Source organism: Alphaproteobacteria bacterium, from assembly GCA_019635875.1.
Classification (GTDB): Bacteria; Pseudomonadota; Alphaproteobacteria; order Reyranellales; family Reyranellaceae; genus JAFAZJ01.
This window is the reverse complement of the sequence record JAHBYP010000002.1, coordinates 193,861-213,794: the sequence shown is the minus strand read 5'-3', so window position 1 is coordinate 213,794 and position 19,934 is coordinate 193,861. Positions and strand designations below refer to the sequence as shown.

Annotated in this window: 21 protein-coding genes and 1 pseudogene; 14 read left to right on the top strand and 8 right to left on the bottom strand. The window is 69.0% G+C overall.

The features are described from left to right. Nucleotides 1-81 precede the first annotated feature (81 nt). Complete coding sequence (locus tag KF889_07140) at nt 82-813, bottom strand: CPBP family intramembrane metalloprotease (GenBank protein MBX3499204.1); 732 nt, start codon at nt 811-813, stop codon at nt 82-84. 211 nt (nt 814-1,024) lie between these two features. On the opposite strand from KF889_07140, the gene ffh reads away from it, so the two are divergent. From ffh to KF889_07100, 8 genes are all read left to right on the top strand, one after another. Beyond that, nucleotides 1,025-2,428, top strand: a complete 1,404-nt coding sequence (gene ffh, locus KF889_07135; GenBank protein ID MBX3499203.1) for a signal recognition particle protein — start codon at nt 1,025-1,027, stop codon at nt 2,426-2,428. Nucleotides 2,429-2,452: 24 nt separating this feature from the next. Then, a complete protein-coding gene (gene rpsP / locus KF889_07130) occupies nt 2,453-2,815 on the top strand; it encodes a 30S ribosomal protein S16 (GenBank protein MBX3499202.1) in 363 nt (120 codons plus the stop codon). Nucleotides 2,816-2,897: 82 nt separating this feature from the next. Beyond that, on the top strand, nt 2,898-3,431 hold the full coding sequence (gene rimM, locus KF889_07125; protein MBX3499201.1) for a 16S rRNA processing protein RimM: 534 nt from the start codon (nt 2,898-2,900) through the stop codon (nt 3,429-3,431). Between the two features lie 41 nt (nt 3,432-3,472). Next, nucleotides 3,473-4,177 (top strand): tRNA (guanosine(37)-N1)-methyltransferase TrmD, encoded by a 705-nt coding sequence (trmD, locus tag KF889_07120; protein MBX3499200.1) that lies wholly within the window; start codon nt 3,473-3,475, stop codon nt 4,175-4,177. Next, nucleotides 4,174-4,650 carry a 50S ribosomal protein L19 gene (rplS, locus tag KF889_07115; protein MBX3499199.1) on the top strand — a complete coding sequence of 159 codons (477 nt, stop codon included), beginning with the start codon at nt 4,174-4,176 and terminating at the stop codon, nt 4,648-4,650. Before trmD ends, rplS begins: the two co-directional genes overlap by 4 nt. Nucleotides 4,651-4,818: 168 nt before the next feature. After that, nucleotides 4,819-6,258 (top strand): 3-isopropylmalate dehydratase large subunit, encoded by a 1,440-nt coding sequence (leuC, locus tag KF889_07110; protein MBX3499198.1) that lies wholly within the window; start codon nt 4,819-4,821, stop codon nt 6,256-6,258. Nucleotides 6,259-6,389: 131 nt separating this feature from the next. Next, nucleotides 6,390-6,896, top strand: coding sequence for an RDD family protein (locus KF889_07105; GenBank protein MBX3499197.1), 507 nt, complete (start codon nt 6,390-6,392; stop codon nt 6,894-6,896). 39 nt (nt 6,897-6,935) lie between these two features. Next, nucleotides 6,936-7,388: a host attachment protein gene (locus tag KF889_07100; GenBank protein ID MBX3499196.1), complete on the top strand. Its 453-nt coding sequence runs from the start codon at nt 6,936-6,938 to the stop codon at nt 7,386-7,388. A 12-nt stretch (nt 7,389-7,400) separates the two neighbouring features. Here KF889_07100 and xth read toward each other — a convergent pair whose 3' ends face one another. Further along, on the bottom strand, nt 7,401-8,183 hold the full coding sequence (xth, locus tag KF889_07095) for an exodeoxyribonuclease III (GenBank protein ID MBX3499195.1): 783 nt from the start codon (nt 8,181-8,183) through the stop codon (nt 7,401-7,403). Nucleotides 8,184-8,285: 102 nt separating this feature from the next. On the opposite strand from xth, the gene leuD reads away from it, so the two are divergent. Together leuD and leuB are read left to right on the top strand one after the other, a co-directional pair. Then, nucleotides 8,286-8,906 carry a 3-isopropylmalate dehydratase small subunit gene (gene leuD / locus KF889_07090; protein MBX3499194.1) on the top strand — a complete coding sequence of 207 codons (621 nt, stop codon included), beginning with the start codon at nt 8,286-8,288 and terminating at the stop codon, nt 8,904-8,906. A gap of 66 nt (nt 8,907-8,972) precedes the next feature. Then, nucleotides 8,973-10,094: a 3-isopropylmalate dehydrogenase gene (gene leuB, locus KF889_07085; GenBank protein ID MBX3499193.1), complete on the top strand. Its 1,122-nt coding sequence runs from the start codon at nt 8,973-8,975 to the stop codon at nt 10,092-10,094. A 109-nt stretch (nt 10,095-10,203) separates the two neighbouring features. Here the strand turns inward: leuB and KF889_07080 are convergent, their stop codons facing one another. Both KF889_07080 and KF889_07075 read right to left on the bottom strand, forming a co-directional pair. Then, entirely contained in the window at nt 10,204-12,420 is a 2,217-nt protein-coding gene (locus KF889_07080) for a N,N-dimethylformamidase large subunit (protein MBX3499192.1), read from the bottom strand. 12 nt (nt 12,421-12,432) lie between these two features. Further along, nucleotides 12,433-12,637 (bottom strand): annotated as a pseudogene (locus KF889_07075) (VOC family protein). A gap of 47 nt (nt 12,638-12,684) precedes the next feature. Between KF889_07075 and KF889_07070 the strand changes: the two are divergent. Further along, a complete protein-coding gene (locus KF889_07070; GenBank protein MBX3499191.1) occupies nt 12,685-13,626 on the top strand; it encodes an isoaspartyl peptidase/L-asparaginase in 942 nt (313 codons plus the stop codon). Between the two features lie 126 nt (nt 13,627-13,752). Here the strand turns inward: KF889_07070 and KF889_07065 are convergent, their stop codons facing one another. Beyond that, entirely contained in the window at nt 13,753-14,601 is an 849-nt protein-coding gene (locus tag KF889_07065; protein MBX3499190.1) for an SDR family NAD(P)-dependent oxidoreductase, read from the bottom strand. Then, nucleotides 14,598-16,265, bottom strand: a complete 1,668-nt coding sequence (locus KF889_07060) for a DUF853 family protein (GenBank protein MBX3499189.1) — start codon at nt 16,263-16,265, stop codon at nt 14,598-14,600. The genes KF889_07065 and KF889_07060 overlap by 4 nt, the downstream gene beginning before the upstream one ends. Nucleotides 16,266-16,327: 62 nt before the next feature. On the opposite strand from KF889_07060, the gene KF889_07055 reads away from it, so the two are divergent. Then, nucleotides 16,328-16,699, top strand: a complete 372-nt coding sequence (locus tag KF889_07055; GenBank protein MBX3499188.1) for a VOC family protein — start codon at nt 16,328-16,330, stop codon at nt 16,697-16,699. Then, nucleotides 16,696-17,565, top strand: coding sequence for a sugar phosphate isomerase/epimerase (locus tag KF889_07050; protein MBX3499187.1), 870 nt, complete (start codon nt 16,696-16,698; stop codon nt 17,563-17,565). Before KF889_07055 ends, KF889_07050 begins: the two co-directional genes overlap by 4 nt. 22 nt (nt 17,566-17,587) lie before the next feature. Here the strand turns inward: KF889_07050 and KF889_07045 are convergent, their stop codons facing one another. Beyond that, nucleotides 17,588-18,229, bottom strand: coding sequence for a TetR/AcrR family transcriptional regulator (locus KF889_07045; protein MBX3499186.1), 642 nt, complete (start codon nt 18,227-18,229; stop codon nt 17,588-17,590). Nucleotides 18,230-18,302: 73 nt separating this feature from the next. Here KF889_07045 and KF889_07040 point away from each other — a divergent pair, with 73 nt between their 5' ends. Continuing rightward, a complete protein-coding gene (locus KF889_07040; protein ID MBX3499185.1) occupies nt 18,303-18,932 on the top strand; it encodes a glutathione S-transferase N-terminal domain-containing protein in 630 nt (209 codons plus the stop codon). Between the two features lie 71 nt (nt 18,933-19,003). On the opposite strand, the gene KF889_07035 is transcribed toward KF889_07040, so the two are convergent. Continuing rightward, nucleotides 19,004-19,924 carry a glutathione S-transferase family protein gene (locus tag KF889_07035; protein MBX3499184.1) on the bottom strand — a complete coding sequence of 307 codons (921 nt, stop codon included), beginning with the start codon at nt 19,922-19,924 and terminating at the stop codon, nt 19,004-19,006. Between the last annotated feature and the right edge of the window lie 10 nt (nt 19,925-19,934).

Below are 19,934 nucleotides of genomic sequence, written 5' to 3'. Positions count from 1 at the left end.
CACCCTCTGTCATTCCGAGCGCAGCGAGGAATTCAGGCCGTTCGCTGGATTCCTCGCTGCGCTCGGCATGACAATCGCATTTCACCCCAGCAGGTACGACGCGAGCACCGCCACGGTGTTGTTGGCGACGTGGGCGGCGATGGCCGGCCACAATGAGCCGGTGCGCATGCGGGTCCAGCCCAGCAGCACGCCGATCGGCAACACCAGCGCGACGTGGATCGGCTCGATGTGCGCCGCGGCGAAGGCCAGCGAACTGACGATCAGCGCCGCCTCGCCGCCGAAGCGGCCCTCGACATAGCCGTAGAGCAGGCCGCGGAAGACCAGTTCCTCGACCAGCGGCGCCAGCACGCCGATCACCAGGATCGCCAGCAGCGCACGCCCGGGCGTGGTGGCGATCTCCGCGATCACGGCGTTGACCGTGGGCAGGATCTCCGACCCGGCGAACTCGCGCACCAGGCGCAGAATTCCCTCGTCGACGACGAAGGAGAGGACCAGGACCGCGATCGGCGCGAGCCACAGCCAGCGACCGCCGGGGTGGTGCAGGCCCAGCAGCACGGGCGCCGCGCGGCCATGGCGCACGACCGCCAGGCCGACGGCCGGCAGGCCGGTGAAGAAGAGCACCGCCAGCAGGGCCAGCAGCGCCATCGGATCGCCGCCGCCGGCCTCCGGCATCGCCCCGGCGATCCGTTCCGGCCCCAGCAGGGCGGCCAGCAGCACGGAGGCGCCCATCGCGAGCGCGAGCAGGCATCCCAGGAAGATCAGCAGGTCGACGAATCGGAGGCGTCGCGGCAGCGGATACTCTTTGAAAGTCAATGGCTTACTCCATCCGGGCGCCCCGATGCGAGGGCGGCGTCCGGCGATTTGACTCGGGACGCGTGCGCGGCGTATACCCCGGCCCGTCCAATCGGGAAGCAGTTTTCCCGGTCCGCACCGGCTCAAGGCCGGAGGGGGCCCCGCCGATCCGCGAGTGTTCGCGCATCGGTGCGTTCCGCGTTTGGGCGACGGGTTGGAGGCCGCAAGGTCGATGTTCGAGGGTCTGAGCAAGAAGCTGGGCGACGTCTTCGACCGCCTGCGCGGTCGCGGCGCGCTGAGCGAGGCCGACGTCGACACGGCGCTGCGCGAGGTGCGCGTGGCGCTGCTCGACGCCGACGTGGCGCTGCCGGTGGTGCGCGACTTCATCGACGGCGTGCGGGCCAAGGCGATCGGCGCCGACGTCATCCGCTCGGTCACGCCGGGCCAGATGGTCGTGAAGATCGTCAACGACCACCTCGTGGAGATGCTGGGCGGGCAGGCCAGCGAGCTCGACCTGGTCGCCGTGCCGCCGGTGGTGATCCTGATGGTCGGCCTGCAGGGCTCGGGCAAGACCACGACCACGGCCAAGATCGCCCATCGCCTCAATCTCGGCCCGCAGGGCATGGCCGCGGGCGCCTTCGGCGGCTCCTTCAAGGAGCGCAAGAAGGTGCTGATGGCCTCGCTCGACGTCAGCCGGCCGGCGGCGCAGCAGCAGCTCGCGATTCTCGGCCAGCAGGCCGGCGTCGCGACGTTGCCGATCGTGCCGTTCGAGATGCCGCTGGCGATCACCCGGCGCGCCATCGAGGAGGGCCGCAAGGGCGGCTACGACGTGGTGATGCTCGACACGGCGGGCCGCCTGTCGATCGACGAGCAGCTGATGGCCGAGGTCGCCGCCGTGCGCGATCTCGCCAAGCCCAAGGAAACCCTGCTGGTCGCCGACGCGATGACCGGCCAGGACGCGGTCAACACCGCTCGCGCCTTCAACGAGAAGGTCGGCGTCACCGGCATCGTGCTGACCCGCGTCGACGGCGATGCGCGCGGTGGTGCTGCGCTGTCGATGCGCGCGGTCACCGGCCGGCCGGTGAAGCTGATCGGCGTCGGCGAGAAGATCGACGCGCTCGAGCAGTTCTATCCCGACCGCATCGCCAACCGCATCCTCGGCATGGGCGACATCGTCTCGCTGGTCGAGCGCGCCGCCGAGACGATCGAGCAGGAAGACGCCGAGAAGCTCGCCGCCAAGGTGCGCAAGGGCCAGTTCGACCTCGACGACCTGCGCAAGCAGCTCCAGCAGCTGCGCAAGATGGGCGGCATGCAGGGCCTGCTCGGCATGCTGCCGGGCGCCGCCCAGGCCAAGGCGGCGATGGCCAAGAACAATCTCGACGAGAAGCTGCTCAAGCGCCAGGAGGCGATCATCGGCTCGATGACGCCCAAGGAGCGGCGCAACCCCGACATCATCCATGCCTCGCGCAAGAAGCGCATCGCCGCCGGCGCGGGCATGCAGGTGCAGGACATCAACAAGCTGCTCAAGCAGCACGCCGAGATGGTCAAGATGATGAAGCGCGTGAACAAGCTCGGCGAGAAGGGCTTCATGCGCAGCATGGGCAACATGATGCCGCCGGGCTTCCCGCGCGGCTGAACCGATTCGAAGGAGAAAGACGGAATGCTGGCTATTCGCATGGCACGCGCGGGCGCCAAGAAGCGCCCCTACTACAACATCGTCATCGCCGATTCGCGCTCGCCGCGCGACGGCCGCTTCCTCGAGAAGGTCGGCACCTACAACCCGATGCTGCCGCGCGAGCACGCCGAGCGCATCAAGCTCAACACCGAGCGCCTGACCCATTGGCTGGGCGTCGGCGCGCGGCCGAGCGATCGCGTCGCCAAGTTCCTCGCCGGCGCCGAGCTGATGAAGCCGCGCGAGCGCCGCGAGCAGACCAAGAAGCCGCTGCCCAAGGCCAAGGCGCAGGAGCGCGCCAAGGCCGCGGCCGAGGCGGCGGGCAAGACGGAGGAAGCGGCGGCGAGCTGAGGTGCGTTGGTTCTGTCATCCCGAGCGCAGCGAGGGGTCCAGGACCGGCCTAGATCCCTCGCTCCGCTCGGGATGACAGTCAATGTCGGTTGACCGACGCGTGCTGCTGGGAGTGGTCGTCGCGCCGCATGGCGTTCGCGGCGAGGTGCGTATCCAGAGCCACTGCGAGGATCCCGCCGACATCGGATCGTATGGCGCGCTGACCGACGAATCGGGCAAGCGCAGCTTCACGGTCCATCCGCTGGGCGAGGTGCGCGGCAACGTGCTGGCGCGCATCGACGGCGTGACGGACCGCAACGCGGCGGAAAGGCTGCGCGGTCTTCGGCTCTACGTGGCGCGCGAGGCGCTGCCGCCGGCGGCCGAGGGTGAGTGGTACCACGTCGATCTCATCGGCCTGCGGGCCGTGGGCGTCGACGGCAAGGAGTACGGCAAGGTGCTGGCGGTCGAGGATTTCGGCGCCGGCACGTTGCTGGAGGTGGGCGACGAAGCGGGCGGCCGCTCGTTCCTGCTGCCCTTCAGCGATCAGGCGGTGCCCACCGTCGACATCGCCGGAGGCGTGGTGAGGATTGATCCGCCGGTGGGGTTGCTCGAGCCGGTGCGGAAAGGAGAGAGGTAGGACCTGTGTGGCGGGCGGTGGCCCTGTCGATCTTCCCCGAGATGTTCCCGGGGCCGCTGGCGATGAGCCTGGCGGGCCGGGCGCTCAGCGAGGGGATATGGTCGATCGACGCCATCGACATCCGCGGCTTCGCCAGGGATCGCCACGGCAGCGTCGACGACACGCCGTTCGGTGGCGGGGCGGGCATGGTGATGCGCCCGGACGTGCTGTCCGACGCGATCCAGGCCAGCCGCATTCCCGGCACGCCGGCGATCTATCCCAGCCCGCGCGGCGCGCCGCTCACGCAGGCGCGCGTGCGGCAGCTGGCGGCGGGGCCGGGGGTCACCCTGGTCTGCGGCCGCTTCGAGGGGATCGACGAGCGCGTGATCGAGGCGCACGGGCTGGAGGAGGTGAGTGTCGGCGATTTCGTGCTCTCGGGCGGCGAGATCGCGGCATTGGCGTTGCTGGATGCCTGCGTGCGGCTGCTGCCCGGCGTGATGGGCGCGGCGCAATCGCTGGCCGAGGAGAGTTTCGAGGACGGATTGCTCGAGTACCCGCTCTACACGCGGCCGGCCACCTGGACCGGTCCGGATGGCGGGCAAAGGGCGGTGCCGGAGATGCTGCAGTCGGGCCATCACGCGAGGATCGCGGCCTGGCGGCGCTCGATGGCGGAAGAGATCACGCGACGGCGGCGGCCGGACCTGTGGGACCGGTACGACGCGCGACGCAAGCAACGAGAGACAGAGAAGAAAGGATCCACACGATGAACGCGATCAAAGAGATCGAAGCCGAGCAGATCGCCAGGGTCGAGGCTGACCGCAAGGTGCCGCGCTTCGAGCCGGGCGACACGCTGAAGGTGCATCTCAAGGTCCAGGAAGGCTCGCGCGAGCGCATCCAGGTCTACGAGGGCGTCTGCATCGCGCGCAAGAACGACGGCATCAACTCCTCGTTCACGGTGCGCAAGATCTCCTACGGCGAGGGCGTCGAGCGCGTCTTCCCGCTGCACAGCCCGCAGATCTGGGAGGTCGAGGTGGTGCGCAAGGGCATCGTGCGCCGTGCCAAGCTCTATTACCTGCGCAACCTGCGCGGCAAGGCCGCCCGCATTGTCGAGGACACCGAGGCGCAGCGCGAGATGATCGCCGAGCAGCAGGCCTCGGGCTACCAGCGCCGCGAGAAGATCAAGAAGGAGCGTCCGGCCGGCGAGGGCCGCGTGCGCGCCGCCAAGGGCGGCAGGAAGTAGTCTTTTCCTTCCCCCGGAGGGGGAAGGTGCCCGCAGGGCGGATGGGGGATGTCGAAGACGAACGCAGGAGTCCGTCTTCGACATCCCCCATCCGTCGCTTCGCGCCACCTTCCCCCTCCGGGGGAAGGTAGTAATTTAGAGACCCGTCGTAGTGGGAGGAAAAGCAAGATGGCGAAGAAGCCCGCGCCGCCGCCGGCCCCGTCCGGACCGCCGCGCACCCTGTTCGACAAGATCTGGGACGCCCATGTCGTGGAGCGCCGCGACGACGGCTCAAGCCTGATCTATGTCGACCGCCATCTCGTGCACGAGGTGACCAGCCCGCAGGCCTTCGAGGGCCTGCGCATGACCGGGCGCAAGGTGCGCCGGCCCGACCTCACCATCGCGGTGGCCGACCACAACATCCCGACGCTCAACCGCGCCGCCGGCATCGACGACGAGGAATCGCGCATCCAGGTCGAGACGCTCGAGGCCAACGTCAAGGAATTCGGCGTTCCCTATTACCCGGTCGACGACGTGCGCCAGGGTATCGTGCACATCATCGGGCCGGAGCAGGGCCTGACCCTGCCGGGCATGACCATCGTCTGCGGCGACAGCCACACCTCGACGCACGGCGCCTTCGGCGCCCTGGCCTTCGGCATCGGCACGTCGGAGGTCGAGCACGTGCTCGCCACCCAGACGCTGATCCAGCAGCCGGCGAGGAACATGCGCGTGCTGGTCGACGGCGACCTGCCGCTGGGCGTCACGGGCAAGGACCTGATCCTGAAGATCATCGGAACCATCGGCACCGCCGGCGGCACCGGCCATGTCATCGAGTACGCCGGCAAGGCGGTTCGCAACCTGTCGATGGAAGGCCGCATGACGGTCTGCAACATGTCCATCGAAGGCGGCGCGCGCGCCGGCCTGATCGCGCCCGACGAGACCACGTTCCGCTACCTCGCCGGCCGGCCCTATGTGCCCAAGGGCGGCGCCTGGGAGATGGCGCTGTCGGCCTGGCGCCGCCTGCCGTCCGACAAGGACGCGCAGTACGACCGCGAAGTCGTGATTGCGGTCGCTGATATCGATCCCCAGCTGACCTGGGGCACCAGCCCGCAGGACGTCGTGCCGATCACCGGCATGGTGCCCAACCCCGACGATGCGCCGGACGAGGATCGCCGCGCCGCCTGGGCGCGCTCGCTGGAGTACATGAACCTGACGCCGGGCACGCGGATGAGCGACATCCGCATCGACAAGGTCTTCATCGGCTCGTGCACCAACGGCCGCATCGAGGATCTGCGCGAGGCCGCCGCCATCGCCCGTGACCGCAAGGTGGCCGATCACGTGCACGCCATGATCGTGCCGGGCTCCGGCCTGGTGAAGGAGCAGGCCGAGCGCGAAGGTCTCGACAAGGTCTTCACCGCCGCCGGCTTCGAATGGCGCGAGCCCGGCTGCTCGATGTGCCTGGCAATGAACGCCGACAAGCTGAAGCCCGGCGAGCGCTGCGCCTCGACCTCGAACCGCAACTTCGAAGGCCGTCAGGGCCGCGGCGGGCGCACCCATCTGGTCAGCCCGGGCATGGCCGCGGCGGCGGCGATCAAGGGCACCTTCGCCGACGTGCGCGACTATCAGTGAGATGGTAGCGTGATACCGGCGGCCGCCTGTCGCGGCCGTCGGATCCGGGGGAGCCTATGAGTCAGATTCCACCGCCGCCGCCGCCCAACTGGCAGCAGCAGCAGGCCCAGCCCTACCAGCCGCAGCCGCCGATGCCGCAGCAACACGGCGCCCCGCCCTATGCCGCGGCGCCGCCGGCCGGGCAGTTCGGCGGATTCTGGATCCGATTCGTCGCCTATTTCCTCGACGGCATCATCATCGGCATCCCGATGTGGATCATCATCGCCATCTTCGCCGGCGGCATGGTCGCGGGCTTCTCCGGCACATCGACCGAGGAGGAGCAGATCGCCGCCGCGGCGGCGGCTGGCCTCTCGGTCTTCCTGATCGTCATCGTCGCCTTCGTCGGCGTCTGGCTCTACGAGGCGCTGATGACCAGCTCGGAGCGTGGCGCGACATTGGGCAAGCGGGCGCTGGGCCTGCGCGTGCTGAAGTCCGACGGCACGCGGCTGACCTTCGGCCGCGCCACCGGCCGGTTCTTCGCCAAGGCGTTCATCACCGGCCTGATTCCCTTCGGCATCGGCTACATCATGGCCGGCTTCACCGACCGCAAGCGCGCGCTGCACGACATGATCGCCGACACGGTGGTGGTCAAGGTCTGACGCGCCGGAACCGGTCTCGGCCGGGGACGTTTCCCCGGCATGAGCCGCTTGCAGATTCCGTTCGACACGTGGGTGCTCGTCGCCGACGGCCGCAAGGCGCTGCTGCTGCGCAACGCCACCGACGAGGTGCGGCCCGACCTCAAGGTGCTGAAGGTCATCGAGCAGCCCGACAATCCGAAGACGGCCGAACACGGCACGGATCGTCCCGGCCGCCGCGCCGACAAGGGCCCGAACCAGCGCTCGGCGATGGAGCAGACCGACTTCCACGACCTGGCCGAGAAGGACTTTGCGGCCGAGGTCGCGGGCGAGATCGAGCGCCATCACCGCGATGGCGACTTCAGGAAGCTGATCGTCGTGGCGCCGGCGCGCACCCTGGCCGAATTCCGCAATCGCTTCTCGAAGGAAGTGCACGCCACGGTGCTGGCCGAGCTCGACAAGGACCTCACCAAGCATCCCGTGCACGAGATCGAGCGCGTGCTGACCCAGACCTGATCGCCGCCCGCTTCAGCGCGATCCCCGCTTCAACACGATCCAGGTCGGCGCGTGGTCGCTGCTTCTGGGCCATCCGCGCACAGCGCGGTCGACGCCGGCGCCCTTCAGCCGGCCGGCGAGCGTCGGGCTGAGCAGCAGGTGGTCGATGCGGATGCCGGCGTCGCGCGGCCAGGAGTTCCGGAAATAGTCCCAGAAGGTGTAGATCCGCTGGTCGGGATGCAGGTGGCGCACCGCGTCGGTCCAGCCCTGCGCGACGAGGCGGCGGAAGGCGGCCCTCGATTCCGGCAGGAATAGCGCGTCGTCGATCCAGCGCTCGGGCTTGTAGACGTCGAGATCGGTGGGGATGACGTTGAAGTCGCCGGCGAGCACCACCGGCGCGCCGCTCCTGATCAGGCGGCGGCCATACCGGATCAGCCGTTCGAGCCAGCGCAGCTTGTAGTCGAACCTGGGACCCGGCGCCGGATTGCCGTTGGGCAGATACAGGCAGCCGATCGCCACGCCCTCGATCGCCGCCTCGATGTAGCGCGATTGCCGATCGTCCGGGTCGCCCGGCAGGTCGCGCCTGGTTTCGACCGGCGCAGCCCCGCGGCGCAGGATGGCCACCCCGTTCCAGCTCTTCTGGCCGCTCCAGATGGCGCCATAGCCGGCGTCCGCCAGCGCCGACGCCGGGAAGCGCTCGTCGGGTGCCTTCAGTTCCTGCAGGCAGACCACGTCCGGGCGGTTCTCGTCCAGCCAGCGCAGCAGGACGGGCAGGCGGCCATTGATGCCGTTGACGTTGTAGGTGGCGATCTTCATGGCTGGCAGCCCAGCAACGCGGCCGGGACGGGGCCGTTGCCGGCTTGACCGCACCCGGCTTCCCCCGCTAAGTGCCCCGGTTGCGCCGGGAGGAAATGGGTCATGGAGAAGTTCACCACGCTGACGGGCGTCGCCGCGCCGCTGCCGATCGTCAACGTCGACACCGACATGATCATTCCCAAGCAGTTCCTCAAGACCATCAAGCGCACCGGCCTGAAGGACGGGCTGTTCTACGAGATGCGCTGGTCGGCCGACGGCCAGAAGCTCGATTTCGTGCTCGACAAGCCGGCCTACCAGAGCGCCAAGATCATCGTCGCCGGGCCGAATTTCGGCTGCGGCTCGAGCCGCGAGCACGCGCCCTGGGCGCTGCTCGATTTCGGCATCCGCTGCGTCATCGCCGAGAGCTTCGCCGACATCTTCTACAACAACTGCTTCAAGAACGGCATCCTGCCGATCAAGCTGCCGCGCGAGGACATCGCCAAGCTGATGGACGACGCCGAGCGCGGCGCCAACGCGGTGGTCACGGTCGACCTGGTCAACCAGGAGATCAAGGGACCCGACGGCGGCACGGTGAAGTTCGAGATCGACGCCTTCCGCAAGAAGTGCCTCCTCGAGGGTCTCGACGAGATCGGCACCACGATGCAGAGCGGCGAGTCCATCGAAGGCTTCGAGACACAGCGCAACGCCAGCCAGCCCTGGCTGGTGCCGCCGATCGCCGCCTGAGCTTCACACCCATCACACGACGACGAGCGCCCGAGGGGGCGCTCGTGCTCTTTCGGAGGAAATGAAATGGCCGGCTCCAACCGCAATCTCCTCGTGCTGCCGGGCGACGGCATCGGGCCGGAGGTGATGAACGAGGTGCGCAAGGTCATCGCCTGGCTGGGCAAGAAGCGCGCTGTCGGCTTCGACATCCAGGAAGACGTGGTCGGCGGCTCGGCGCTCGACCGGCACGGCGTGCCGCTCGCCGACGCCACGATGAAGACCGCGCTGGAGGCGGATGCCGTGCTGTTCGGCTCGGTCGGCGGCCCGAAATGGGACAACGTCGAGTTCGACAAGAAGCCGGAGCGCGGCCTGCTGCGCCTGCGCAAGGAGATGGATCTCTTTGCCAATCTGCGCCCGGCGAAGGTGTTCGACGCGCTGGTCGACGCCTCGGCGCTCAGGCCCGAGATTGTCAAGGGCCTCGACATCATGATCATCCGCGAGCTGACCGGCGGCGTGTATTTCGGCGAGCCGCGCGGCGTGACCACCTTGCCCAACGGCGAGAAGGAAGCCATCGACACCCAGCGCTACAAGACCAGCGAGATCCGTCGCGTCTGCGCCGTGGCCTTCGAGCTGGCGCGCAAGCGCAAGAACAAGGTCTGCAGCTCGGAGAAGGCCAACGTCATGCACACCGGCGTGCTGTGGCGCCAGGAGGCGACCAAGCTGCACCAGGAGAGCTACAAGGACGTCGAGCTCAGCCACATGTACGCCGACGCGCTCGCCATGCAGCTGGTGCGCTGGCCGGCGCAGTTCGACGTCATCGTCACCGACAACCTGTTCGGCGACATCCTCTCGGACGAGGCCTCGATGCTGACCGGCTCGCTCGGCATGCTGCCCTCGGCCTCGCTCGGCGCGCCCGACGCCACCGGCCGGCGCAAGGCGCTGTATGAGCCGATCCACGGCAGCGCGCCCGACATCGCCGGCAAGGGCCTGGCCAACCCGATCGCCGAGGCGCTCTCCTTCGCCATGATGCTGCGCTACTCCTTCGACCTCGGCACCGAGGCCGACCTGGTCGAGAAGTCGATCGAGAACGTGCTCGCCGCGGGCTACCGCACCGCCGATCTGCTGGGCGGCAAGAGCGAGGGCGTGAAGAAGGTCGGCACCCAGGAAATGGGCGACGCCATCGTCAAGGAGCTCGACCGCCTGGCGTGAGCTCGGTCCCGCGTCCTGTCATCCCGAGCGCAGCGAGGGATCCAGGGCGGTTGCTGGATCCCTCGCTGCGCTCGGGATGACACGGTGGCTCGACCGGCCCATCTTCGCCTCACAATGGCCAACGCCGTCCCAGCCCGCCGAACCTGTTCAGCACGTTGAACAGAATGCGCGAGACGTTGTTGTCGTAGTCGGCGTGGCTGAGGCTGCCGCAGAAGGTGATCGAGCCGGTCGAGAACACCGCGCCACCGCCTGAGACGTCCATGTAGGTCATGTCGGCGCGGATCAGCCTGTCGGCCGGCTCGCCGTTGGTCGTGTTGTAGATGCCCAGCACGTCCTCGGGCACGGCGACGAAATGCGATTGGTGCTTTTCCGACGTGGCCAGCACGATGGCGTTGCGCGGCGTGCCCAGCAGCACGTCGGCGCGATCGAGCTCGAAGCCCGCCGCGCCGCCGCCGCTCAGGCCGAAATCGCCGAGGATCTCGTCGCCGACGCCGTCGAATATCCACGCCACGCGCGGATCATCGGCGGCGGGCAGGCGGCGATAGTACGAGCCTTCGAAGCGTCCCTGGCCGGAGAAGCCGACTCCTGCCAGGCGCTGCGGCGGCCGGCCGCTGTGGCGCCATAGCCCGCCGAGCTGGCCGTCGAAGGCGTTGTAGTGCTCGCCCGGCTCGGCCGCCCAGGTGCGGATCGCCGGACCGACGCGGCGGATCTCCAGCGTGCCGGGCAGTCGCGCGGAGCGCGCCACCTTCCAGTAGAAGCCGTTGCCGCCGAGATAGGCGAGCTTGCCGCCGCCATCGACATAGGCCTGGATCGCATCGAGCGTGCCGGGCGTGTGGTACTCGGGATGCGAGCCGGTGACCAGGCAGGCATAGGGCTTGATCAGCGCGAGGCCGAGATCGTCGAGATCCTCGTCGGTGATCACGTCGAACTCGATGCCCATGCGCTCGAGCCAGTCCGCGAGATGCGTGTCGGCCGGGAAGTGGCGCAGGCCCGAGCCCCTGGCGTCGTTGAAGGTGAGGAAGCCCGGCCGGATGGTGAGCTGCGGACGCAGACGCGTGGAGTAGCAGACGCCGCTGCGGTCGAGATGGAAGTTGTAGGTCGAGCGGCCGTATTGCGGGTACTCGTCGGGATTCCACGGCGAGGCGCCCCACGCGGTCATGCGCGCGCGGAACGCCTCGTCGAACTGGCTGCGCATGTGGTTGGTGTAGACCTGATGCGTGAAGGTCGAGGCGAGCACGGCGATCCTCGCCGTCGGCTTGCCGATCTCTGGCCGCACGTAGAACGGGATGGTGTCGTTGCTCTCGGCGCTCTTCAGCCGCATGCCGTAGACGCCGCTGCGCAGGCCGGCGGGGACCGTGAAGCTGAAATCGGTCGACCAGCGGCAATCGTCGAGATCGTCGGCGTGGAAATGGATCGCGGCGTAGTCGCGCGGCGCGTCGGTCCAGCGATGCGCTCGACCGCTCCAGGCCGAGCCGGTGACGGCGCGCGTCGGCAGGTTGACCAGCACGCCGTGCAGATGGTTGGGGCCGACGTCCTCGACGTCGAGCGTGTCGATGCCGCGCGAGAAATCCCAGGCGGCAAGCGTGCCCAGCGGCGGGCGCGCCGGATCGAGACGCTGCCCGACGATCTCCCGATGCGCGCCGGCGACGATGACGGGATCCTCGATGCGGCCGTTGAAATGCCGCGCCGAGGGCCGCGCCTGCTGCGCGCCGATGAACAGCGGCCGGCGCGCGTCGTGCGCCAGCGTCGCGTCGAGCGGCGACCAGGCATCGCCCGCATCGTCCCAGCCGGCTTCGGCGCGCAGGGGCGCCTGACCCAGCCGAACCGAGCGCGACGCCGGATCGACGATCAGCCAGACGCGATACCACGCGTGCGCGCGCAGCTTCCTGCCGGTGGCCAGACGCAAGGTCGGCGCGCCGATGCGGCCGATCTCGGCGGCGAAGCCGTCGGCCGTGGCCAGCAGCGCGAAGCCGGTCGCGGTGTCGGCGTCCCAGCGCCCGATCACGCACTGGTCGTCGGCGTCGGGCAGGGTGGGGCAGACCAGAACGCTGATCGTGATCGCGCCCAGCGGTGACAGCGCGGTGGCGCCGTCGACGCGGACATACGAGCCCATCTCGATCTTCTGCTCGCGCGCCTCGAAGGTCGTGGTGAACGTCGAGGACAGGTCCTCGATCTTCATGCCCGGCCCGGCGGGATTGGGATCGGCGTGGATGATGCGCACCAGCGTGGCGGTGCAGGGGCCGGGCGTCCGGCTCGAGACCTTGAAGGCGATGCGATCACCAGCCGCGCCGGACACCTTGTCGACGTAGCCCGTCAGCGGAACCATGTGCTCTCCCCCTCACGGCAGGTTCAGCTGCCGCGATACCCCGTAGCGATCGGAAACCCAGGCGAACTGCTTGCTGAAGCCGTAGTCGTCCGGCGGCATCAGGACCGCGCCACCTTCGGCCAGCGATGCTGGCGTCGGGAAGCAGCGAGCAATAGAACTGCATCGCCTCCCGGGCCTTGCCCTCGAACATCAGAAAGGGTCGGATCGTGGCTGGCATGGCCGAACCGTAGGCGGCCGACCGTCTGAGCCGCAAGGAGTTCGAGCATGCGCATGCCTGTCCTCGCCATTCATGGCGGCTGCGGCGTTCCGCCCATGGGTTCGCTGAGCGGAGCGCAGGAGCGCCACGCGCGCGAAGGTCTGAAGGATGCGCTACGTGCCGGCTGGTCGGTGCTGAAGGACGGCGGCGTGGCGCTCGATGCAGTCGAGGCGGCGGTGATCGCGCTGGAGGAGCACACCGCGTTCAACGCCGGCCGCGGCGCGGTGTTCAATGCTGACGGCAAGCACGAGATGGACGCCGCGATCATGGACGGGCGCGATCTGAAGGCCGGTGCCGTTGGCGGCGTCGCGCGCATCCGCAATCCGATCCGCGCCGCGCGCGCCGTGATGGAGCGCACCGACCACGTGCTGCTGATCGGCGAGGGCGCCGAGACGCTCGCCGCACGCGCCGGGCTGGAGATGGTGGCGCCGGACTGGTTCTCGACCGAGGAGCGCCGCGCCTCGCTGCTGCAGATGAAGGCGCTGCAGGCCGGAGGCGATGCCTCGCAGGCCAGCGAACGGCTGAAGCACGGCACGGTGGGCGCGGTGGCGATCGACCGCGCCGGCCATCTCGCGGCGGCGACCTCGACCGGCGGCTATACCAACAAGCTGCCCGGCCGTGTCGGCGACACGCCGCTGATCGGCGCCGGCACCTACGCCAACGACGCGACGCTGGCCTACTCGGGCACCGGCAAGGGCGAGATCTTCATGCGCTCCGTGTTGGGCCACGAGCTGCACGCGCGCATGGCCTACAAGGGCGAGCGCCTGACCGACGCCTGCGACGCCATGGTGTTCGGCGAGCTCAAGCGCCTGGGCGGCGGCGCCGGGCTGATCGCCGTCGGCCGCGACGGCACCGTCACGCTGCCCTTCAACACCGCTGGCATGTATCGCGGCGTCGCGTCGGAAGGTGAGGGCTGGGTCTCGATCTACGACGAGCGCGAGGCGCTCTAGCAGCATCGAGCGGTTGGTCGGACGCACCTGTCATCCCGGGCGCAGCGAAGGATCCGGCCAACCTCTCGGGCTTCCCCCAAGCTGCGCTCGGGATGACAGGGCGGCACCGATATCGGGCTCGTCGCTCTAGCCGCGGAACGGGATGACCTTGCGGTACTGCACCAGCTCGCCGTAGGGCGCCGTCGTGTCCGGCGGCAGGGTCGCCAACCAGATGACATCGGCCGCTGCCTCGTCCGGCGTCTTGGCGCTCACCTCGGGCATGCTCGCGAGGTAACCACGTGTCGCATCGGTGATCGTCCAGCCCGGGCACACGGCGTTGAGCAGCACGTCCTTCGGCATGTCAGGGTCGGCGCGCCATTGCCGGGCCGCGGCGCGCGTCAGCGCCACCTGGCCGACCTTCGACGTGACGTTGACCCAGTCGGGCCAGCCGCGCTCTCTGGCCGTGCCGCCCTCGACCGCCTCGACATAGGAGTCCATCGCCGCCTCTATCTCGTCCGGCGTTCGTTCGTCACCGTCGAGCATCGGCTGCAGATGCTCGGGCAGCCGCGACAGCGTGCCGAATCCGCTGGCGACGACCAGCATGCGGGCGCTCTCGCGCAGCAGCGGCCGGAAGGCGCGCAGCATGCGCCAGGAGCCATGGTTGTTGGCCTCGATCATGGGCCGTGCGTCGGCGTATGCCGGCGATCCCGGTGCCGGCGCGTAGGCGCCGTTCTGGATCACGACGTCGATGCCACCATGCGATCGGCCGATGTGCCGCGCGAGCGCCGTCACGCTGTCTTCACTGGCAAGGTCGAGGCGGTGATATTCCGGCGACAGGCCTTCGCCGCGTAGCAGCGCTATCGCCGCGTCGCCGTCGCTGTCGCGGCGCGCGGTGAGATAGACCACGCCACCACCACCCCACAGGCGACACAGGCCTCGCACCAGCGCCAGGCCGATCCCTCGGTTGGAGCCGGTGACGACCGCGATCTTCGTCACTTCAGGATCGAACCCAGCACGCCGCGCAGCAGCGAGCCGGCGATGCCGCCGCCGCGACCGCCGATCATCGCCTTGGTCGCTTCGCGCACGGCGATGTTGGTGGCGGTGCGCGCCGCGCTCTTGACGATGGTGGTACCCAGGCTGTCGGAGCGTGATCCGGCGGGCGCGCGGCCGCGCGGGCCCGGCTGCTCCTCGGGCGGCAGCGAGTGACGCAGGCGCGGCTGGCCGCGCTGCGGCGGCGGCTCCCCCGCGGGCGGCGCGCCGTGTCCCCAGGACGATGACGGCGGCGGCGAGTCCAGGGGCGGCGGCGGTGGCGGTGGCGCGCCGTACTGTCCGCGACGACGGGTACCGCCGGACTCGGCGGGCGCCGGTTGCGCCTGGGCGCGCCCCATCAGCACCTCGAAGGCCGAATCGCGATCGACCACCTGGTCGTACTTGCCGGCGATCGGGCTGGCGCGGGCGACGGCGTTGCGCTCGGCATCGCTGAGTGGCCCCAGACGCGATTGCGGTGGCGCCACGAAGACGCGCTCGACCGGGCTCGGCACACCCCTGGCGTCGAGGAAGGAGACCAGTGCCTCGCCGACGCCGAGCTCGAGGATCGCCTTGGTGGCGTCGAAGGCGTCGTTGGCGCGGAAGGTCTGCGCCGCCGACTTCACCGCCTTCTGGTCCTTCGGTGTGAAGGCGCGCAGCGCGTGCTGGACGCGGTTGCCGAGCTGGCCGAGCACGCTCTCCGGCACGTCGAGCGGGTTCTGGGTGATGAAGTAGACGCCGACTCCCTTCGACCGGATCAGGCGCACGACCTGCTCGATCTTCTCGACCAGCGCCTTGGGAGCGTCGTCGAACAGCAGATGCGCTTCGTCGAAGAAGAAAACGAACTTCGGCCGGTCGAGATCGCCGACCTCGGGCATGCTCTCGAACAGCTCCGACAGCATCCACAGGAGGAAGGTGCCGTAGAGCCGGGGGTTCTGCATCAGCCGGTCGGCGGCCAGCACGTTGATGTAGCCGACGTTGCTGGAGTCGCGACGGAACATGTCGTGCAGGTCGAGCGCCGGCTCGCCGAAGAAATGCTCGCCGCCCTGCTGCTCGAGCACCAGGAGCGCACGCTGGATGGTGCCGACGCTCGCCTTGCTGACGTTGCCGTATTGCGTGGTGAGCTGACCGGCGTTCTCGCCGCACCATTGCAGCAGCGCGGTGAGATCCTTGAAGTCGAGCAGCAGCAGGCCCTGCTCGTCGGCGATCCTGAAGACGATATTGAGCACGCCTTCCTGGGTCGGGTTGAGATCGAGCAGGCGGGCCATCAGCAGCGGGCCGATCTCCGACACGGTCGTGCGCACGGGATGGCCCTTCTCGCCGAACAGATCCCAGAGCACGACGGGAAAGGCGCGACCGGCGAAGCCGTCAATCTTCAGCTGCCGGGCACGCTCGACGATGCGCGGATTGTCGCCGCCCCTCTGCGCGATGCCGGCGAGATCGCCTTTGACGTCAGCCATGAACACCGGCACGCCGAAGGCGGCGAAGCCTTCGGCGATCGTCTGCAGGGTGACCGTCTTGCCCGTGCCGGTGGCGCCGGCGATCAGGCCGTGCCGGTTGCCGTACTTCAGCAGCAGGAACTGGTCGTTGTCGTTCGTGCCCGCACCCACGAAGATCGAGAGGTCGTCGCTCATGGAGACTCCGGTTCCCTGTCCCGCCTGCCGGCAGTAAACCAGATCGGGGGCAGGAGGGTCCAATGCTTGGTCATCTGTCATTCGGCGTCGAAGACCTGACGCGCGCCGCGGCGTTCTACGACGCGGTGATGGCGCCGATCGGCTGGGCCAGGGTCTGGGACAGCGTCAAGGGTGTGGGCTACGGCCCGCCAGGCCAGGGCGACAAGCTGGCGCTCTTCCCGCGCCCCGGCCAGGTGGTGGCGCCGGGCGCCGGCTTTCACCTCGCCTTCGACGCCCCGAACCGCGCGGCGGTCGACGCCTTCCACGCCGCGGCGATGGCGCATGGCGGCCGCGACCTCGGCGCGCCGGGCTTGCGCGCTCACTACGGCCCGACCTACTACGCGGCCTTCGTGGCCGATCCCGACGGCTACAAGATCGAAGCGGTGCATCAATGACCGGCACGCCCCTGGAAATGCCGCGCCTCTTGCTGGCGGTGATCGGCGACGAGATCGGCCCGTCGCTCGACGACATGATCGATTTCTGTGCCGAGAACGGCGTGAGCCGGCTGGAGATGCGCACGGTCGGCGGCCGCAACCTCCTGGGCATGGAGCTCGACGAGATCGCCGAGATCGCCGCGCGCATCCATCAGGCGCGGCTCACGGTGCCGACCTTCGTGTCGCCGGTCCTGAAGTGGCGGGCGCCAGGCCAGGCCGACAAGGGCGGCAAGGTCGATTTCGCCTTTGATCCCGATTCCTGTCCGACCGGCGATCCGTTCCAGCATGCCTTCGACATCTGCATCATGCTGGGCGCCACGCGGCTGCGCATCTTCTCCTGGCTGAAGTACGACGACTACCAGGCCGGTGACCTCGCCGGCCCGCTCGGCCAGCTCTGCGATCTCGCTGACGAATACGGGGTCGACCTGCAGGTGGAGAACGAGCCCGTCTGCAATGTCGCCTCGATCGCCGATCTCGAGGCGCTGATGAAGACCTTCACCCATCGCCGCATCCGGCCGCTGCTCGATATCTGCAACGCCTTTGGCATGGGCCAGCCGCCCACCGTCGAGGAGCTCAAGGCGCTGGCGCCGCGCACCGACCATCTGTCGTTCAAGGATCGCAAGCTGGCGGAACGCCGGACGGTTCCGGTCGGGCAGGGCGACGTGCCCTATGCCGAGTTGCTGCCGGTGATCCTCGCCGGCACCAAATCGCGCGAGGTGCTGGCTTCGATCGAGACCCACGTGCCAGACGATCCGCGCAACGCCACGCGCCAGAACGTGCACGCGCTGCGCCATCTCGCCGGGCATCTCGGCGTCGAGATCGTCTGACTGGGACTGCCGGCGTCCGGCATCACCGTCGCTTTGGCCGTCTGCGTTCGGGCACGCAGATCAGATCAATTCCGGCCCGCGCGATGTCTCGAAGCATGGTCTCGGGATCGCCGGCGCGCGAGCGCAGGGCCAGCGTGTGCATCACTGCCGACGCAATCCTCGCCAAGGCGGCAGGATCGGCGTCGGCGGCGATCTCGCCTTGCTCGCGGGCCTGCGCGAGACGCGCCTCGAAGACGCTGTCATAGAGCCTCAGCGCATCGCGCAACCGCTTGCGCACGTCGGCATCCTCGACCGATTCCGTGGTTGCCGTGCCGATCAGGAAGCAGCCACGCGCGGCTTCATCGGCCGGCAGGTAGAACCGCAGCGCCGAGTCGTAGACGCGCTGCAATCCATCGCGCAGCGGAAGATCGGGGCGCAGCGCCTCGACCATGGTGACGCGACCAGCCTCGGTGTAGCGCTCGAGGGCCGCGAGATAGAGCGCGCGCTTGTCGCCGAAGGCGCCGTAGAGGCTGGGCTTGTTCATGCCCGTCGCCGCCGTCAGGTCGTCGAGCGAGGTCGCCGAATAGCCGGCGCGCCAGAAGGTCGCCGTGGCGCGGTCCATGGCGCGCTCGGGGTCGTAGGCGCGCGGCCGGCCGCGCGGACGCCTCTCGTCTTTTTTTACCATATCGGACAAAATTCGTTGACTCGGGTTATTTATATCCTCGATAGTACAAAAATCAATCGAGGAGGGTTCGACGATGAATCTCTATTTCGCCCCCATGGCCTGCTCGCTCGCCACCCGCATCGCCGCCTACGAGGCCGGTGCACCGGTCGATTTCACCCAGGTCGACACGCGGCGCAAGAAGGTCGCCGATGGCTCGGATTTCTTCGCCGTCAACCCGATGGGCCAGGTGCCGGCGCTGCGCCTCGACGACGGCTCGATCCTGACCGAGAACACCGCGGTGCTGCCGTATATCGCCGATCGCTTCCCGGCCGCCGGGCTGATGCCGGCCGGAGGCGACGAGCGTGCCCAGGCCCAGCAATGGCTGGGCTTCATCGGCACCGAGCTGCACAAGGCGCTGTTCGTGCCGCTGCTCGATCGCCAGGCGCCGGAAGCGATGAAGGCCTATGTGCGCGACAAGGCCGGTCTGCGGCTGGGCCTGCTGCAGACGCATCTCGAGGGCCGCGCCTTCATGCTCGATCGCTTCACCATCGTCGATGCCTACCTCACGACGGTGCTCAACTGGGCGCCCTATGCCGGCGTCGACCTCGCCGCCTGGCCGGCGGTGCAGGCCTATCACCAGCGCATGCTCAAGCGCCCCGCCGTGGCGCGCGCCGTCGGCGAGGAGTTCGCGCTGTACAAGGCGGAGGTTGCGAAGGCGGCATGAGTCTTCCTGGGAGCGCCGGCGTCTCGCCGGCTCTTCTCATGATGCCGGCGGGACGCCGGCGCTCCCAAAGACTAAGCCGCCGTGACGACGTAGCCGGCGCGCGGGAAGTGCACGACCAGCTCGCCGGTCTTCTCGTCGCTGCGGCGCACGGCGATCTCGTGGGCGCTGAGCGTCACGAGCTCGCCGCTGACCGGGATCTTGCCGGTGTCGTCGGGCGTGACGGAGACCGTCGCGCCGGCCTTCAGGCCGCTGGGATCGCCGGCGTCGACGCCGGCCGGTGTGTCGGGCGCTGCGGCGCGGGCGATCTCGAGCGCGTCGGGGCCGCTCAGCTCGCTGTTCACGCCATGGCCGAAGCGCGCCATGCGGGTGGCCCATTCGCCGATCAGCGGCAGGCGGTCGAGCGGCGCCGCGGTGGGCGACAGGCGCTGGCGCACGAACCACACCGGGTTGTAGACCGCGACATCGGCCAGGGTGGGCTGGTCGCCGAGCAGGAACGGGCGCTTATCGGCGAGCATCGCCTCGGCATGGCAGAGGCTGGCATAGAACTGGTCGCGTACGACGGGGACCATGGCCTTCAGCGAGGCCGCGTCGAAGTTGCGGCCGGAGAACGCGCTGCGATCCTTCTTGAAGGCATCGGGCAGCTGATCGCCGATCTGGCCCATGACCACGCCGACGCCGGCCCAGAACAAGGTGCGGTCGGCCCAGAACGACAGCGCCTCGGTGACGCCCTCCAGCCCCGCCGGCTTCAGCCTCATGGCCGGAAAGCGCCGGTCGATCTCGCGCATGATGATCTGCGTGTCGCAGTAGATGTCGGCGCCGATCTGCATGACCGGCGTCTTGCGGTAGCCGCCGGTCAGCGGCATCAGGTCGGGCTTGGGCATGATGTTGGGGATGATGACCGACTTCCAGGTGATGCCCTTGATGCCGAAAGCCAGCCGCGTCTTCTCGGCGTAGGGCGAGGTCGGGTAGTGGTGCAGGATGATGTCGGCCATCGCTCTCTTT

Coding starts and splice junctions, on each gene's coding strand:
- rpsP (MBX3499202.1), top strand. CDS start 2,453: ATGCTGGCTATTCGCATGGCACGCGCGGGCGCCAAGAAGCGCCCCTAC.
- KF889_07035 (MBX3499184.1), bottom strand. CDS start 19,924: ATGGCCGACATCATCCTGCACCACTACCCGACCTCGCCCTACGCCGAG.
- leuB (MBX3499193.1), top strand. CDS start 8,973: ATGGCCGGCTCCAACCGCAATCTCCTCGTGCTGCCGGGCGACGGCATC.
- KF889_07040 (MBX3499185.1), top strand. CDS start 18,303: ATGAATCTCTATTTCGCCCCCATGGCCTGCTCGCTCGCCACCCGCATC.
- KF889_07080 (MBX3499192.1), bottom strand. CDS start 12,420: ATGGTTCCGCTGACGGGCTACGTCGACAAGGTGTCCGGCGCGGCTGGT.
- xth (MBX3499195.1), bottom strand. CDS start 8,183: ATGAAGATCGCCACCTACAACGTCAACGGCATCAATGGCCGCCTGCCC.
- KF889_07100 (MBX3499196.1), top strand. CDS start 6,936: ATGAGCCGCTTGCAGATTCCGTTCGACACGTGGGTGCTCGTCGCCGAC.
- KF889_07060 (MBX3499189.1), bottom strand. CDS start 16,265: ATGAGCGACGACCTCTCGATCTTCGTGGGTGCGGGCACGAACGACAAC.
- KF889_07070 (MBX3499191.1), top strand. CDS start 12,685: ATGCGCATGCCTGTCCTCGCCATTCATGGCGGCTGCGGCGTTCCGCCC.
- rimM (MBX3499201.1), top strand. CDS start 2,898: ATGTCGGTTGACCGACGCGTGCTGCTGGGAGTGGTCGTCGCGCCGCAT.
- KF889_07105 (MBX3499197.1), top strand. CDS start 6,390: ATGCCGCAGCAACACGGCGCCCCGCCCTATGCCGCGGCGCCGCCGGCC.
- KF889_07050 (MBX3499187.1), top strand. CDS start 16,696: ATGACCGGCACGCCCCTGGAAATGCCGCGCCTCTTGCTGGCGGTGATC.
- leuD (MBX3499194.1), top strand. CDS start 8,286: ATGGAGAAGTTCACCACGCTGACGGGCGTCGCCGCGCCGCTGCCGATC.
- leuC (MBX3499198.1), top strand. CDS start 4,819: ATGGCGAAGAAGCCCGCGCCGCCGCCGGCCCCGTCCGGACCGCCGCGC.
- KF889_07045 (MBX3499186.1), bottom strand. CDS start 18,229: ATGGTAAAAAAAGACGAGAGGCGTCCGCGCGGCCGGCCGCGCGCCTAC.
- rplS (MBX3499199.1), top strand. CDS start 4,174: ATGAACGCGATCAAAGAGATCGAAGCCGAGCAGATCGCCAGGGTCGAG.
- ffh (MBX3499203.1), top strand. CDS start 1,025: ATGTTCGAGGGTCTGAGCAAGAAGCTGGGCGACGTCTTCGACCGCCTG.
- trmD (MBX3499200.1), top strand. CDS start 3,473: ATGTTCCCGGGGCCGCTGGCGATGAGCCTGGCGGGCCGGGCGCTCAGC.
- KF889_07055 (MBX3499188.1), top strand. CDS start 16,328: ATGCTTGGTCATCTGTCATTCGGCGTCGAAGACCTGACGCGCGCCGCG.